Here is a 15,873-nt window from a genome sequence, read left to right as displayed (position 1 = left end):
TCGCCGTTCGCGAAGGCGGCCGTACCGTTGGTGCTGGTGTTGTGACTGAAGTGGTAGAGTAAGACTCGTGAAAACTTCGATTCATTTAGCATGCTCTGAGTGCAAGCGAAGAAATTATAGTACGAGCAAGAGTAAGCAAAAGGCAAAAGAAAGAATTGAAGTGAAGAAATATTGCGCGTTTTGTAAAAAGCGCACGCTTCATCGAGAAACAAAATAAAGTGTACAGTGACCTCGATGCGATAGTGGTCTCTCCAAGTTTTGGAAAAGATTTTGGTGTAGGGGAGTAGCTCAGCTAGGTAGAGCACCGGTCTCCAAAACCGGGGGTCGCAGGTTCGATCCCTGTCTCCCCTGCAGCGAGATCATCGCGTAGGGTAGGAGTTTTGATAAAAAGAAAATGGAGTTAACACCATGAGCTTGAATGAAAGACAGTCATATCAGAAGTTTGTAGCGCTCGCGTTTTTGTTGGCCTCAGCTCTTTTTGGCTTTTTCGTTCAGCAGTTTTTTGCAGCCTTGTGGGTTGTTTTTCGTATTACAAGTCCAGCGTGGATTTTATCTCCGGCTGACATCATTGGTTTGGGTGTTGCGGTGCTTACTTTTGTTCTTCTTATTACCAACAAGAACGCAAGTAAGTTTACTTTAGAAGCAATCCTTGAACTTGAAAAAGTGATTTGGCCAAACAGAAAAGAAACGATGACCTCCACGGTTGTGGTGAGCATACTGGTTGGAATTTCATCGCTTATTTTATTTAGCTTCGACTTCATTTGGGGGTCGATGATTGGACTTCTTTATCGTTAGGTTGGAAATATGTCGACAAAACATTGGTACGTAGTTCACACATATTCAGGGTACGAGCAAAAAGCCAAAGAAGCTTTGCTTGAACGCGTTCGTCATCACAACATGGAAGACTTGTTTGAAGATGTACTTGTCCCAACTGAAGATGTGGTTGAAGTGAAAAAAGGCGTAAAAAGAGCTTCGAAGCGCCAATTTTTTCCAGGTTATGTTTTGATTAAGATGGTTTTGAACGATCAAACTTGGCACTTGGTAAAGGACACTCCAAAAATTACCGGTTTTGTCGGAAGCTCTAAAACACCGCCAGTTGTACCCGAGCAAGAGGTGTTGCGTATTACCAACAAAATTAAAGAAGGAACACTACGTCCAAAACCAAAAGTAGAATTTGAAAAAGGTGAAAATGTACGTGTAAACAGTGGACCGTTTGCAACGTTTACGGGAATGGTTGACGACGTCAATGCTGACAAGGGCAAGTTGAGAGTGCTTGTGAGTATTTTTGGACGATCAACTCCGATTGAACTCGATTTTTCAGAAGTAGAAAAAGTTTCATAGGTTTTGTTCTTGTACGTATGTGGAGAACATTTTTTCTCCCTGCTTCTTATTTACGAGACAAAATTTTGATTGATGGAGAAAGTATATGGCAAAAAAAGCGGTAGGACAGATCAAATTGCAGTGTCCTGCAGGAGCGGCAAATCCTGCTCCACCAGTTGGTCCAGCATTGGGTCAGCATGGTGTGAATATTATGGAGTTTTGCAAACAGTTTAACGCAAAAACACAAAGCCAAGCTGGAATGATTATCCCGGTTATTATTACGGTTTATCAAGACAGATCTTTTAGCTTTATCCTTAAATCACCACCTGCTGCGGTTTTGCTGAAGAAGGCTGCAAAAATTGATAAAGGTGCAGCTATTCCCAACAAGCAAAAAGTGGGCAAGGTGACAAGAGCTCAGGTGGAAGAAATTGCAAAAATTAAAATGCCAGACCTCAATACAGATTCTCTTGAATCTGCCATGAGAACAGTGGAAGGCACTGCTCGCAATATGGGAATTGAAGTCGTTGGTTAACTAAAAGCGTTGGAGCAACTTGAATTCAGAGTTGCGCTTGCACAACGGGAGGTACACATGGCTGGAAAAAGATACAAAAAAGATCGTGAGCTCGTAGATTCAGAAAAATTATATTCTTTGGATGAAGCCTTAGATGTTTTGGCAAGTTTTTCGAAAGTAAAATTTGATGAAGCTGTTGATGTAGCGATCAATCTAGACGTAGATGCAAAACAAACAGACCAAATGGTAAGAGGCGCTATTAGCCTTCCACACGGAATTGGAAAAACAGTTCGTGTAGCTGTTTTTGCTATTGGCGAAAAAGCAAAAGAAGCCGAAGACGCTGGTGCCGATGTTGTTGGTGGCGAAGAGCTTGCTCAAAAAATCCAAGCCGGTTGGATGGAATTCGACAAAACCATTGCAACTCCCGATATGATGGTTACGGTTGGAAAACTTGGTAAAGTTTTGGGGCCTCGTGGAATGATGCCAAATCCAAAACTTGGAACGGTTACCAATGATCTTGCAAAGGCGGTAAAGGAAACCAAAGGCGGCAAAGTTGAATTTAGAATCGACAAAGCTGCTGTGGTGCATGCGCCTGTTGGAAAAAGATCTTTTGGAAATGAAAAGCTCAAAGAAAATCTTCAAACTCTTTTAGATGCCGTGGTAAAAGCAAAACCCGCTGCAGCAAAAGGAGTATACCTAAGAAAAATTTCTCTTTCAGCAACAATGACCCCTGGGGTGCAAGTTGATCCTGCATCCTTTGGCGTTTGAGGAGGTTCATCATGAATAGAACACAAAAAGAAATCGAAATGAAAAACCTCTCCACAAGCTTTGCCGCTGCAAAAGCTTTAGTTTTCACAAGCTACAGAGGGCTTAAAGTAGAAGAGATGAATGAAGTTCGCTCCGAGCTCCGCAAAGGCGGATCGAAGTTGAAAGTAATCAAAAACCGCATTGCGAAAAAAGCTTTGGACGAACAAGGTTTATCTGAACTTCACGCTTGTATCAGTGGACCAACGGCAGTTGCTTCATCTGAAACCGATGCAGTTGTTTCCGCAAAAATTATGGTTGAAATGGCAAAAAAATATGAAGCCATTCAAATTTTTGGTGGAGCGCTTGAAGGAAAATTGATTTCCGTTGATGACATTATTGCCCTTTCAAAACTTCCATCACGCGAAGTCTTGATTGCAAAAGTGCTTGGATCAATGAGTGCGCCGGCTCAAAACATGGTTGGAGTATTGGCTGCACTTCCAAGACAGCTTGTAACGGTTATTGATGCTATTGCGAAAACAAAGTCGTAAACAAAAACTTAAAGTAATTTATGAAAGAATAAGAAAAAAATCACTTAAACAGTGTCTTTGCCAAAAAGGCACTGCCCACATGACTGTAAACACTTACAGCGACCATTTGGGGTGACGTTCAAAGGAGGACACAATGGCTACAGTAGGAAGACAAGAAATTATCGAAACACTAAAAAACATGAGCCTCATCGAAGTTTCTGAGTTGGTAAAAGAACTCGAAGAAACTTTCGGTGTAAGTGCTGCTGCTCCAGTTGCTGTTGCTGCTGCGCCTGGTGCTGCTGCTGAAGCTGCTGAAGAGAAAACTGAGTTTGATGTTATTCTTACAGAAGCAGGATCAGACAAAATTAAGGTGATTAAAGAAGTGCGTACAGCAACTTCTTTGGGCCTTAAAGAAGCAAAAGACCTTGTTGAAGGTGCTCCAAAAACAGTAAAAGAAGCTGTGAGCAAAGAAGAAGCTGAAGAGCTTAAGAAAAAACTTGAAGCTGTAGGTGCTAAAGTAGAACTTAAGTAATTTTTAACTTGTTCCCTAATTTAAACACATAAGCCCATCAGCGCCTAAGGGAGGCGGCTGTGGGCATATGTGTATTTCATTGTTTGAAGGAGTTGCCATGACTTACGCTCCTCTTAAGCGTCATCGCAAATCATTTTCTAAAGTAGAATCAGTTATCGAGATTCCGCCGCTCATTGACATGCAGAAAAAGTCATTCGAGCGTTTTCTGCAAAGAGATGCTGATCCAGATCAGCGCGGTGACATTGGTCTTAACGGTGTCTTCAAGAGCGTGTTCCCCATCAAAGGGTTCACCCAAACAGCTTCACTTGAATTTGTAAGCTACAAATTCGATGCTCCAAAGTATGACGAGCAAGAGTGTAGAAGTAGAGGAATGACCTACGCAGTTCCTATGCGTGTGCTCATTCGTCTTGTGCTCTGGGATATTGACGAGACAACTGGTGCTCAAGCTATTCGAGACGTAAAAGAGCAGGAAGTTTATTTTGGAGAAGTTCCTTACATGACCGACTTTGGTACCTTCATTGTCAATGGTACTGAACGTGTTATTGTAAGCCAGCTTCATCGTAGTCCTGGTGTCTTTTTTGAACATGATAAAGGAAAAACGCACGCTTCTGGAAAATTACTTTTCTCTGCCAGAATTATTCCATACCGCGGCGCATGGTTAGACTTCGAGTTTGATGCAAAAGACTTGGTCCATGTTCGTATCGACCGCAGACGTAAAATGCCAGCAACTATTTTGCTTCGTGCACTTGGTTACAGCACCGAAGATCTCATCAACATGTTTTATGACAGTGAAGAAATTTTCATTGATGGAAAAGTGAAGATTTCAAAAGCTGCTAACGTCAATCTTCTTAAATATCAGCGCGCATCTCGTGATATCAAAAACGCAAAAGGCGATATCATTGTAAAGAAAGATAAACGCTACACACGCGCTGCCTTAAAAGAAATTGAAGCCGAAAAAGATTTTCGTATTCCTCTTGTGTATGAGGATATTGATGCTCGTGTTGCAGCTCATGACATTATTGATGAAGCGAGTGGAGAAATTCTTCTTGCCGCAAACGAAGTATTAACAAGTGAAATTTACGACGAAATTGTATCTCGCAAAATCAAAAGCTTCAAATTGCTTTACATTGATGAACTGAACATTGGTTCATATATTCGGAACACTTTGATTGCTGATAAAGTAACTGATCCAGACGAATCTAGACTTGAAATTTACAGACGTCTTCGTCCGGGAGATCCTGCTACAGCAGAAGCTGCTCAAGCTTTCTTTGAAAATCTTTTCTTCAATCCTGAGCGCTATGATCTTTCAAAAGTGGGAAGACTAAAAATTAACTATAAATTTGGAATGGATGTTCCTCTCGAAATAGGAAGTCTTCGCAAAGAAGATATTGTTGCAACCGTGAAATATCTTGTAGGTCTCAAAGATGGTGTTGGCGAAATTGATGATATCGATCATCTCGGAAACAGACGTGTTCGTTTGGTTGGCGAGCTGCTCGAAAATCAATATCGCGTAGGTCTTGTCCGTATGGAAAGAGCTATTCGCGAACGCATGAGCTTGCAAGACGTAGAAACACTTATGCCGCACGATCTTATCAATTCAAAACCAGTGTCAGCGGTGATTAAAGAATTTTTTGGATCAAGTCAGCTTTCTCAGTTTATGGATCAAACGAATCCGCTTTCTGAGATTACGCACAAAAGACGACTTTCTGCGTTGGGACCAGGTGGACTTTCTCGCGAACGTGCAGGCTTTGAAGTTCGTGACGTTCACACCACGCACTATGGTCGTATCTGTCCTATTGAAACTCCAGAGGGTCCGAATATCGGATTGATTTCTTCGCTTTCTGTTTACGCTCGCGTGAATGATTTCGGATTTATCGAAACTCCATATCGTAAAGTTGAAAGTGGTGGAGTAACCGATGAAGTTCAATACTGTTCGGCGCTTCAAGAAGGCCGTCATGCCATTGCACAGGCCAACGCAAAGTTGGATGGACGCAAGAAATTTGTAGACGACAAAGTTCAAGCTCACGTTGCTGGTGAGTTTCAGCTTGCCGATAAAGAACAGATCCAGATGATGGATGTCGCTCCGCAACAGCTTGTGTCAGTTGCAGCTGCACTCATTCCCTTCCTTGAGCATGATGATGCAAACAGAGCGCTCATGGGATCGAACATGCAACGTCAGGCAGTTCCGCTTTTGAGAACAGCAGCTCCACTTGTGGGAACTGGTATCGAGCGAGTAGTAGCAAGAGATTCTGGAGTAACGGTTGTTGCCAGAAGAGATGGCGTTGTTACCGAAGTTGATGCAAACCGCATTGTGGTAAAAGCAAATAAATCAGACAAAAAGAAATTTCACTCTGACATCGATATTTATGGCCTCACCAAATACCGTCGCTCAAATCAAAGTACTTGCGTAAACCAAAAGCCAATTGTGCGTTTGGGCCAAGTAGTGAAAGCCGGTGAAGTGATTGCCGATGGTCCTGCAACAGAGCAGGGCGAATTAGCGCTTGGACAAAACGTGGTAGTAGCGTTTATGCCTTGGGGTGGTTACAACTTTGAGGATTCTATTCTTATCAGTGAAAGACTTCTGAAAGAAGATGCTTTTACTTCTATCCATATTGAAGAGTTTGAATCAACCGCGCGCGATACCAAATTGGGCGCAGAAGAAATCACTCGAGATATTCCAAATGTGGGAGAAGAAGCGCTGAAGAATTTGGATGAATCTGGAATTATCCGCATTGGAGCTGAAGTTCAACCAGGTGACATTTTGGTTGGAAAAGTTACTCCAAAAGGTGAAACACAACTTTCTCCCGAAGAACGTCTTCTTCGCGCTATCTTTGGAGAAAAAGCTGGGGATGTAAAAGACACCAGCTTGCGTGTTCCACCTGGAGTAAGCGGTGTTATCATTGATGCACAAGTTTTCTCACGTGAAGGTATCGAGCTTGATGAAAGAGCAAAATACATTCAAGGTGTTGATGTTGCAAAAATCCGCAAAGATATGGATGCCGAATTGAAAGGTATCCGTGAAACTGCTGCTATGCGTGCACTTCCTCTTCTTCTTGATGAGCAAGTTACGGTAAAAGTATCAGCTAAAAATGGAGAAGTGCTTCTTGCCAAAGGTGATAAACTCACGGAAGAAGTGTTGAATCACATTCCATTTGAAGAGTGGATCGATCTTTCTGTTCGCCTCGACGACAAAAAAGAAGCCGAGTTTCAAACCATTTGTCGTAACGCGAATGATCAAATGAAAATCATCAAAACAGCACACGAACAAAAAATTGATCGTCTCACCAAAGGTGATGAGCTTCCTCCGGGAGTAATCAAAATGGTGAAGGTGTATGTTGCGATTAAAAGAAAACTTTCTATCGGTGATAAAATGGCCGGCCGCCACGGAAACAAAGGGGTTGTGTCTTGCATTATGCCTGAAGAAGATTTGCCGTACATGGCAGATGGCACACCAGTTGATGTAGTGCTTAATCCACTTGGTGTTCCTTCACGTATGAACGTTGGACAAATTCTGGAAACACACTTGGGCTGGGCTTCATATCACTTGGGTGAACAAATCAACCATATTCTTGAAGAACAATATTCAAGAAAAAATATGATTGAGATGATTAAAAAAGCTTACAACTCACCATCGCTTTCAAAGCTTCTTGATGAGTCAACCGATGAGCAAATAAGAGAGCTCGCGGTGAAATTGAGAAAAGGTGTTCCAGTTGAAACACCTGTATTTGACGGAGCCAATGAGAAAGAAGTGAAGTCTTTGCTTGAAACAGCAGATCTTCCTCTCTCTGGACAAACTATTCTCTTCGACGGACGAACGGGTGATGCCTTCGATTCTCCGGTTACCGTTGGAATTATGTATGTCTTGAAGCTCCATCACTTGGTAGACGAAAAAATTCACGCACGTTCTATTGGACCATATTCTCTTGTAACGCAGCAACCACTTGGTGGAAAAGCTCAGTTCGGAGGACAGCGTTTAGGAGAGATGGAAGTATGGGCAATGGAAGCATACGGTGCCGCATATGCTCTTCAAGAATTTTTAACAGTTAAGTCAGATGACGTATCAGGAAGAAGCAGAATGTATGAAGCGATTGTAAAAGGTGAAAAGGTGCTTGAACCTGGTTTGCCAGAATCGTTTAACGTTCTCATTAAAGAGCTTCAAGGTCTTTGCCTGGACATTGATTTAATTGAGTCTGAGAAGGAATAACAATAATTGTGAACCTTTGAGGTCACCACGAGAGGTCGACATGGATATTTATCATTTTTTTGAAAAACCAAAAGATCCGTTATCCTTTGATGGAGTTCGCATTAAATTAGCGAGCCCAGAGAAGATTCGTTCATGGTCTCACGGTGAAGTGAAAAAACCGGAAACCATTAACTACCGTACATTTAAGCCCGAAAGAGATGGCTTGTTTTGCGCGAAAATTTTTGGACCAGTAAAAGATTACGAATGTATCTGCGGAAAATACAAACGCATGAAGCACAGAGGAATTGTGTGCGAAAAGTGCGGAGTAGAAGTTATCCAAAGTAAAGTGCGTCGTGATCGCATGGGCCACATTAACCTTGCAACTCCAGTTGCTCATATTTGGTTCTTGAAAAGTTTGCCTTCGCGCATTGGAACAATGCTTGATATTCCTCTCAAAAGTCTTGAGCGTGTTTTGTATTGCGAAGCGTATACTGTTCTTGATCCTGGCAACACCACTTTACTTCAAGGTGAAATTCTTACTGAAGATCAATACCAAAATGCACTTGATGAATTTGGTCCAGATTTCCGCGTAGGAATGGGTGGAGATGCCGTAAGAGAAATGCTTGCTCAAGTTGACTTGGAAGAACTTTCTATCAAGTTAAGAGCTGACCTCAGAGAAACAAAATCTGAAGCCACACGAAAAAAACTCGCCAAACGATTGAAGTTGTCTGAACAATTTTTCGAAGCAGCAAATAGACCAGAGTGGATGATTTTGGAAGTGCTTCCGGTTATTCCACCAGATCTTCGTCCTCTTGTTCCTCTTGAAGGTGGACGCTTTGCAACATCAGACTTAAACGATCTCTACCGTCGCGTGATCAACAGAAACAATCGCTTGAAACGCTTGATGGAACTTAGTGCTCCAGACATCATTATCAGAAACGAAAAGAGAATGTTGCAAGAAGCAGTTGATGCTCTTTTCGATAACGGAAGAAGAGCGCGTCCTTTTGTTGGTCCAAACAACAGAGCACTTCGTTCGCTTTCTGATATGCTTAAAGGAAAACAAGGTCGTTTCCGTCAGAACCTTCTTGGAAAACGTGTAGATTATTCTGGACGTTCGGTAATTGTAGTTGGGCCCGAGCTTAGATTGCATCAATGTGGTTTGCCAAAAAAGATGGCGCTCGAATTGTTCAAGCCATTTATTTATAACAGACTTCAAGAAAATGGTTTGGCCTCTACCATTAAAAGTGCAAAACGCTTGGTAGAAACCGAAACTCCAGAAGTGTGGGATGCTTTGGATGATGTGATTAAAGAGCATCCAGTTCTTCTCAACCGTGCTCCAACGCTTCACCGTCTCGGAGTTCAGGCTTTTGAACCTGTGCTTATCGAAGGAAAAGCTATTCGCCTGCATCCCCTTGTGTGTGCTGCGTTTAACGCCGACTTCGACGGAGACCAGATGGCAGTGCACGTTCCGCTTTCAATTGAAGCTCAAATTGAAGCGAGAATTCTTTTGCTCTCTACCAACAACATTCTTTCTCCTGCGAACGGAAAGCCAATTATTGTTCCGACGCAAGATATGGTTTTAGGCTTATACTACCTCACTCGCGAACGTGCGTTTGGAAAAGGCGAAGGCTGCACTTTTTCAGGCATCGAAGAAGTGAACATTGCGTATGAATCAGGTGAACTTGATCTTCAATCTAAAATTAACGTTCGTATCGAAGGTGAGCGTTACGAAACCACAACTGGCCGCGTGATTTTGTATCAACACGTTCCAGCTATGGTGAAATTTAATTATATCAACAAAGTGATGGACAAAAAAGCCATCGTTGAGCTGATTGATCAGTGCTACCGTTTGTGCAAAGACAAAGAGACTGTTCTTCTTTGCGATAGCTTACGTACTCTTGGCTTCAAGCATTCTACAAAAGCTGGAATTTCTATTTGTATCGACGACATGGTTATTCCAGATTCGAAAAAAGAAATTTTGGATAAAGCTTTCGAAGAAGTGGCTAAAGTTGAAGTTCAATACACCGAAGGTCTTATTACTTCCGGTGAGAAGTACAACAAAGTAGTAGATATTTGGGCACAGACCACGGAGACCATTGCTGGTCGCATGATGAAAGGCCTTAGTACAGAAGTAGCCACAAGTACCAAAGGCGAGAAACGCACACAAATGAGTTTCAACTCTGTCTTCATCATGGCAGATTCTGGAGCAAGAGGTAGTGGACAGCAGATGCGCCAATTATCTGGTATGCGCGGTCTGATGGCAAAACCATCTGGCGAAATTATTGAAACGCCAATTGTTGCAAACTTTAGAGAAGGCTTGAACGTACTTCAGTATTTTATTTCTACACACGGAGCACGTAAAGGTCTTGCCGATACAGCACTAAAAACTGCAAACTCTGGATACCTCACAAGACGTCTTGTGGATGTTGCTCAAGACAGCATTGTTTCAATTCAAGATTGCGGAACACTTGATGGGATTGAAGTCTATCCATTAGTCGAGGCAGGCGAAGTCATCGAACCATTAGGCGAACGTATTCTAGGTCGCGTAGCTCTCAACGATGTGATTGATCCTTTCAATGGAAACGTTATTGTTCAAAATGCTGAAATGATCGATGAAGCCCTTGTTCATGTTGTTGAAGAATCGGGTATCGAAAGAATAAAAGTACGATCGGCTCTTACCTGTAAAGCACCATTTGGTGTTTGCCGTAAATGCTATGGTCGTGATCTAGCTCGTGGACACTTGGTCAATGTGGGTGAAGCGGTTGGAGTTATTGCGGCTCAGTCAATTGGTGAGCCAGGAACACAGCTTACCATGAGAACCTTCCACATTGGTGGAACGGCATCAAGACGTGTTGAACAATCAGCTCTCGAAAACAGACACGATGGTATTGTTAAACTTCACAATGTAAATATTGCTCCCAACTCGGCTGGTAATGAAACTATTACCAATCGTAATGGTGAGATGATTATCATTGATGATGAAGGCAGAGAACGTGAACGCTACCGCCTCAATTACGGAGCTTTCCTCCGAGTAAAAAATGGACAAAAAGTAAAAGCAGCAACGCTTTTAGCTGACTGGGATCCTTACACCATTCCAATTCTTACCGATGTGAGTGGTACCGTTAAGTTTGGTGATATTACTGAAGGCCAAACCATGTCTGAACAAGTGGACGAAGTAACAGGTCTTTCACGTCGCGTGATTCAGTCTTCAAAAAATCCAAACAGCAGACCACGTATTTCTATCAAAGGTGATGATGGAGAAACGCTTGAGCATCCATCTGGAAGAGGGCATGCACGTTATTTGATGCCGGTTGGCGCCATTTTGGCGGTTGCACAAGGTGGCAAAGTAAAAGCAGGTGATGAGATTGCACGTATCCCGCGTGAAACAACAAAAACAAAAGATATTACCGGGGGTCTTCCTCGTGTTGCCGAGTTATTCGAAGCACGTAAACCAAAAGAACATGCCATCATTAGTGAAGTAGATGGAGTGGTAAGTTTTGGAAAAGATCTCAAAGGAAAACGTCGCGTTATTGTAACTCCAGAAGATGGAGAACCAACGGAATACCTCATTCTCAAAGGAAAGCACATTTCTGTAAATGAAGGTGATTTCATCCGTGCTGGTGAACCACTTATGGATGGCTCTTCCAATCCGCACGATATTTTAAAAGTGCTTGGCGTAAAAGCGCTCGCAAAATATTTGGTAGACGAGGTTCAGGAAGTATATCGACTTCAAGGTGTGAAAATTAACGATAAGCATATCGAAGTCATCGTTCGTCAGATGTTAAGACGAGTTACTATTATCGAACCAGGTGATTCTACATGGCTTGTAGACGAGCAAGTGGAAAAATCTAACTTTGATCTCAAAAATGAAGAGCTCATGGCAGCAGGAAAACAACCTGTCGTTGCAGAGCCTTTGCTTCTCGGAATTACAAAAGCATCACTTACCACTGAAAGCTTCATCTCGGCAGCTTCCTTCCAAGAGACCACAAAAGTGCTCACAGAAGCAGCCGTTTCGGGAAAAGTGGATTATTTAAGAGGCCTCAAAGAGAATGTGATCATGGGACGCCTCATTCCAGCAGGAACGGGATTGCAGCGATATAAGCAAACAAAAGTGCGAGCGCACGTAGATGATGGATTGCTTGAAGCCGTAGCTTCATCTCGCGGATCTCATAAAAAAGTTGAGCTAGAGCAAGAAGTTGCCGGCTAAGGTCTGATGCAGCGCTTTAAGCTAGAAAAAAGCGCTGCTCCCTTCCTTTGATTTTCTTGACTTTGAATATTTCGTCTGATAAGTTCCACGCACTTTTGCGGGTCCGCCCAAAAAGTGTGTGTAAGTAGTTGAAAAATAAAGCGTTTTTTAAAAATAAAGCAGCACAAATAAAAATGAGGTTCTTACGTTATGCCTACAATCAACCAATTAGTACGAAAAGGGAGAAAAAAAGTGAAGTCACGCACGGCTTCTCCCGCTTTGGAAAGATGTCCTCAAAAAAGAGGTGTTTGCACCAGAGTTTACACTACAACTCCAAAGAAGCCGAACTCTGCGCTTCGTAAGGTAGCTCGTGTAAGGCTTACAAACGGCGCTGAAGTAACCAGCTATATTCCCGGAGAAGGCCATAACCTTCAAGAGCACTCTGTGATTTTGATTCGTGGTGGAAGAGTAAAAGATTTGCCGGGTGTGAGATATCACACCGTTCGTGGAACGCTTGACACAACAGGTGTTGATGGACGTAAACAAAGTCGTTCTAAATATGGAACTAAAAAACCGAAGTAGTGAGATGAGGGTTGTATGCCAAGAAAAAAAAGAGGCAGTTTAAAAAGAGATGTTATCCCAGATCCAAGATATAACGATGCTGTGGTGTCGAAGCTCGTAAATACTTTGATGATGGGTGGTAAAAAAGGCGTTGCCGAGACAATTGTTTACGGTGCATTCGATGTTCTTCATGAAAAGAAAAAAGATGATCCTGTAAAAGTTTTCCGTCAAGCGCTTGATAGCTTGAAGCCAAATGTTGAAGTAAGATCTCGCCGTGTAGGTGGGGCTACATATCAAGTTCCTGTTGAAGTTCGTTCCGATCGCCGTGCAACATTGGCGCTTCGTTGGTTGGTTGCTGCAGCAAGAGCTCGCGGCGAAGGTTCTATGGGAGAACGTTTAGCAGGAGAGTTGTTAGATGTGCTTGAACAACGTGGTGGAGCCTTCAAAAAACGCGAAGATACACACCGCATGGCAGAAGCAAACAAAGCGTTTGCTCACTTTAAATGGTAGGTACAATTTAAGAAGTTGAAAAAGGTAGAAACAATGGCTCGTGCTACATTAGAAAAAATTAGAAATATAGGAATTATGGCTCATATCGATGCGGGTAAAACCACTGCGACTGAGCGTATCCTTTATTATACCGGAAAAAATTATAAGATCGGTGAAGTGCATGAAGGTGCTGCAACCATGGACTGGATGGAGCAAGAGCAGGAGCGTGGTATCACCATTACTTCTGCGGCTACCACCTGTTTCTGGGGAGATCATCGCATTAACATTATCGATACTCCAGGACACGTTGACTTCACCATCGAAGTAGAGCGCAGTTTGCGTGTGCTTGATGGAGCGGTTGGTGTTTTTTGTGCGGTAGCTGGTGTGCAGCCACAGTCTGAAACGGTTTGGCGCCAAGCAAATCGTTACAAAGTTCCAAAAATTGCTTTCGTGAATAAAATGGACCGCACAGGCGCGAATTTTATTCGTGTTATCTCTACTATTAACGATCGCCTCAAAGCGAACGCCGTTGCATTCCAACTTCCTATTGGAGCTGAAGATCAGTTCAAAGGAGTTGTCGATCTTATCGAACGTAAAGCTTATGTGTTCAATGATGAGTCTTTGGGTGCAAAGTTTGACATTGTTGATGTCCCAAATGACATGCAAGAAGAAGTAAGCAAATATCGCGGAATGCTTGTGGAGTCGCTTGTAGAGAACGATGAAGTTCTTATGGGAAAATACTTGGAGGGCCAAGAAGTTTCTGCTGAAGAACTTAAACGTGCCGCAAGAAATGCAGTGATTGCAATGCAAATTACTCCAGTCTTTTGTGGTTCTGCTTTCAAAAATAAAGGGGTGCAACAACTTCTTGATGCTGTTGTAAATTACCTCCCTTCACCTCTCGATGTTGATGCCATTGAAGGTGTTAGTGTTGATAACGAAGAAGAAAAAGTCTTGCGCAAACCAGATGAAAACGAACCGTTTTCGGCGTTGGCGTTTAAAATTATGACAGATCCTTATGTTGGCCAGCTTACTTATTTCAGAGTTTATTCTGGAAAGCTTGAAGCGGGTAATCCAGTTCTTAATTCAACAAATGGAAAAAAAGAGCGCATGGGCAGAATGTTGCAAATGCACTCAAATCAGCGCGAAGAAATTAAAGAAGTGTTCGCTGGAGATATTGCTGCAGTTGTTGGTCTCAAAAATACCCGCACTGGAGATACGCTTTGTGATGGAAACCAACCGGTTATTTTGGAATCAATGACTTTCCCTGATCCGGTAATTTCAGTTGCCATCGAACCAAAATCAAAAGCGGATGAAGAAAAACTTTCAACAGCACTTGGAAAACTTTCTTCAGAAGATCCTTCTCTTAAAGTTCATGTTGATCATGAGACAGGTCAAACAATTATTTCAGGAATGGGCGAGCTTCATCTTGAAATTATTGTTGATCGTATGAAGAGAGAATTCAGTGTTGAAGCAAACGTTGGTAGACCGCAAGTTGCCTACAGAGAAACTATTACCGGCGAAGCAAAAATCGACCACAAATATGCAAAACAGAGTGGTGGTCGCGGACAATATGGACACGTTGTTATCCATGTTTCTCCAAATGAAGCTGGAAAAGGTTTTGAGTTTATCGATGAAATTAGTGGTGGAAGAATTCCACGTGAATATATCCCAGCAGTAGAAAAGGGCGTAAAAGAAGCGTGTACCGGTGGTGCTATTGCAGGTTATCCTGTTGTAGATATCAAAGTACGCCTTCTCGACGGATCTTACCATGAGGTGGATTCATCAGATATGGCCTTCAAAATTGCAGGTTCTATGGCGCTTAAAGAAGGTGTTCATAAAGCATCTCCAGTTATTTTAGAGCCAATTATGATGGTTGAAGTGGTTGTCCCAGATGATTTTGTTGGTCCGATCACTGGAGATCTTACGTCAAGACGCGGAAGAATCATGAACAGTGAAATTCACACTGATTCTCAAGTGATCACAGCCAATGTTCCGCTCTCGGCTATGTTTGGGTATGCAACACACTTGAGAAGTTTATCTCAAGGACGCGCAACCTACTCAATGGAATTTGCACATTACGAACAATTGCCAAAAAATCTTGCAGAAGAAGTAGTGGCAAAGGCTCGCGGAGTTTAATTAACTAAAGAAAACGTTTTTTACACGGAGGCAGTATATGAGTAAGGGGAAATTTGAGAGAACGAAACCACATGTTAACATCGGTACAATCGGTCACGTAGACCATGGTAAGACGACATTAACGGCCGCGATCACGAAAACGCAAGCAGCCTTGGGTTTAGCGGAGAAGATGGATTTCGATCAGATCGATAAAGCACCAGAAGAGCGCGAGCGCGGAATTACCATTTCAACAGCGCACGTAGAATATGAGACAGCGAACCGTCACTATGCACACGTCGATTGTCCAGGCCACGCTGACTATGTAAAAAACATGATCACAGGAGCAGCTCAGATGGACGGAGCGATCTTGGTGGTGAACGCAGCAGATGGTCCGATGCCGCAAACCAGAGAGCACATCCTTCTTGCGCGCCAAGTAGGAGTTCCTCGAATTGTAGTGTTTTTGAACAAATGCGATACGGTTGACGACGCAGAGCTTTTGGATCTGGTAGAACTCGAAGTGCGTGAATTGTTGACACAGTATAATTTTCCCGGAGATGAAATTCCAATCATTCGCGGAAGTGCCTTGAAGGCGTTGGAAGGCGAAGAGAGTGAACTCGGAACTCAATCAATAGCTCGTTTGTTGGCAGCGTGTGATGAATACGTTCCAGAGCCAGTTCGCGATACCGCAAAGCCATTCTTGAT

The 15,873-nt window shown here is 42.8% G+C and carries 13 protein-coding genes and 1 tRNA gene; all 14 read left to right on the top strand.

The annotated features are described in order from the left end of the window. Nucleotides 1-67: 67 nt before the first annotated feature. The gene (rpmG, locus tag COV43_06360) at nt 68-217 is read left to right on the top strand and encodes a 50S ribosomal protein L33 (protein ID PIR25234.1); all 150 of its coding nucleotides are present in this window, start codon (nt 68-70) and stop codon (nt 215-217) included. Between the two features lie 60 nt (nt 218-277). Further along, nucleotides 278-351 (top strand) — tRNA-Trp (locus COV43_06355). A 57-nt stretch (nt 352-408) separates the two neighbouring features. Continuing rightward, nucleotides 409-795 carry a preprotein translocase subunit SecE gene (gene secE / locus COV43_06350; GenBank protein PIR25233.1) on the top strand — a complete coding sequence of 129 codons (387 nt, stop codon included), beginning with the start codon at nt 409-411 and terminating at the stop codon, nt 793-795. Nucleotides 796-804: 9 nt separating this feature from the next. Next, on the top strand, nt 805-1,341 hold the full coding sequence (locus COV43_06345; GenBank protein PIR25232.1) for a transcription termination/antitermination protein NusG: 537 nt from the start codon (nt 805-807) through the stop codon (nt 1,339-1,341). An 85-nt stretch (nt 1,342-1,426) separates the two neighbouring features. Then, on the top strand, nt 1,427-1,852 hold the full coding sequence (rplK, locus tag COV43_06340) for a 50S ribosomal protein L11 (protein PIR25231.1): 426 nt from the start codon (nt 1,427-1,429) through the stop codon (nt 1,850-1,852). 57 nt (nt 1,853-1,909) lie between these two features. After that, entirely contained in the window at nt 1,910-2,599 is a 690-nt protein-coding gene (locus COV43_06335) for a 50S ribosomal protein L1 (GenBank protein ID PIR25230.1), read from the top strand. Nucleotides 2,600-2,610: 11 nt separating this feature from the next. Then, nucleotides 2,611-3,126 (top strand): 50S ribosomal protein L10, encoded by a 516-nt coding sequence (locus tag COV43_06330; protein PIR25229.1) that lies wholly within the window; start codon nt 2,611-2,613, stop codon nt 3,124-3,126. A gap of 133 nt (nt 3,127-3,259) precedes the next feature. After that, nucleotides 3,260-3,637, top strand: coding sequence for a 50S ribosomal protein L7/L12 (gene rplL, locus COV43_06325; GenBank protein PIR25228.1), 378 nt, complete (start codon nt 3,260-3,262; stop codon nt 3,635-3,637). 97 nt (nt 3,638-3,734) lie between these two features. Further along, complete coding sequence (rpoB, locus tag COV43_06320; protein ID PIR25227.1) at nt 3,735-7,841, top strand: DNA-directed RNA polymerase subunit beta; 4,107 nt, start codon at nt 3,735-3,737, stop codon at nt 7,839-7,841. 40 nt (nt 7,842-7,881) lie between these two features. Continuing rightward, complete coding sequence (gene rpoC, locus COV43_06315; GenBank protein PIR25226.1) at nt 7,882-12,027, top strand: DNA-directed RNA polymerase subunit beta'; 4,146 nt, start codon at nt 7,882-7,884, stop codon at nt 12,025-12,027. A gap of 189 nt (nt 12,028-12,216) precedes the next feature. Further along, entirely contained in the window at nt 12,217-12,588 is a 372-nt protein-coding gene (locus COV43_06310) for a 30S ribosomal protein S12 (GenBank protein ID PIR25225.1), read from the top strand. A 15-nt stretch (nt 12,589-12,603) separates the two neighbouring features. After that, nucleotides 12,604-13,077 carry a 30S ribosomal protein S7 gene (locus COV43_06305; GenBank protein ID PIR25224.1) on the top strand — a complete coding sequence of 158 codons (474 nt, stop codon included), beginning with the start codon at nt 12,604-12,606 and terminating at the stop codon, nt 13,075-13,077. 33 nt (nt 13,078-13,110) lie between these two features. Beyond that, nucleotides 13,111-15,192, top strand: coding sequence for an elongation factor G (fusA, locus tag COV43_06300; GenBank protein ID PIR25223.1), 2,082 nt, complete (start codon nt 13,111-13,113; stop codon nt 15,190-15,192). A 37-nt stretch (nt 15,193-15,229) separates the two neighbouring features. After that, nucleotides 15,230-15,873 (top strand): elongation factor Tu (tuf, locus tag COV43_06295; protein ID PIR25235.1); only part of this gene is annotated, 644 nt, incomplete at its 3' end.

Source organism: Deltaproteobacteria bacterium CG11_big_fil_rev_8_21_14_0_20_42_23 (genome assembly GCA_002796345.1).
Classification (GTDB): Bacteria; UBA10199; UBA10199; order 2-02-FULL-44-16; family 2-02-FULL-44-16; genus 1-14-0-20-42-23.
Note: the sequence above shows the minus strand (reverse complement) of the source record. Positions and strands in the feature narration are given on the sequence as shown.

Bases quoted from the DNA above. Each gene is read 5' to 3' on its own strand.
- COV43_06310 (PIR25225.1), top strand. From the start codon at position 12,217: ATGCCTACAATCAACCAATTAGTACGAAAAGGGAGAAAAAAAGTGAAG.
- COV43_06345 (PIR25232.1), top strand. From the start codon at position 805: ATGTCGACAAAACATTGGTACGTAGTTCACACATATTCAGGGTACGAG.
- rplL (PIR25228.1), top strand. From the start codon at position 3,260: ATGGCTACAGTAGGAAGACAAGAAATTATCGAAACACTAAAAAACATG.
- secE (PIR25233.1), top strand. From the start codon at position 409: ATGAGCTTGAATGAAAGACAGTCATATCAGAAGTTTGTAGCGCTCGCG.
- fusA (PIR25223.1), top strand. From the start codon at position 13,111: ATGGCTCGTGCTACATTAGAAAAAATTAGAAATATAGGAATTATGGCT.
- COV43_06305 (PIR25224.1), top strand. From the start codon at position 12,604: ATGCCAAGAAAAAAAAGAGGCAGTTTAAAAAGAGATGTTATCCCAGAT.
- COV43_06335 (PIR25230.1), top strand. From the start codon at position 1,910: ATGGCTGGAAAAAGATACAAAAAAGATCGTGAGCTCGTAGATTCAGAA.
- rplK (PIR25231.1), top strand. From the start codon at position 1,427: ATGGCAAAAAAAGCGGTAGGACAGATCAAATTGCAGTGTCCTGCAGGA.
- rpoB (PIR25227.1), top strand. From the start codon at position 3,735: ATGACTTACGCTCCTCTTAAGCGTCATCGCAAATCATTTTCTAAAGTA.
- COV43_06330 (PIR25229.1), top strand. From the start codon at position 2,611: ATGAATAGAACACAAAAAGAAATCGAAATGAAAAACCTCTCCACAAGC.
- rpoC (PIR25226.1), top strand. From the start codon at position 7,882: ATGGATATTTATCATTTTTTTGAAAAACCAAAAGATCCGTTATCCTTT.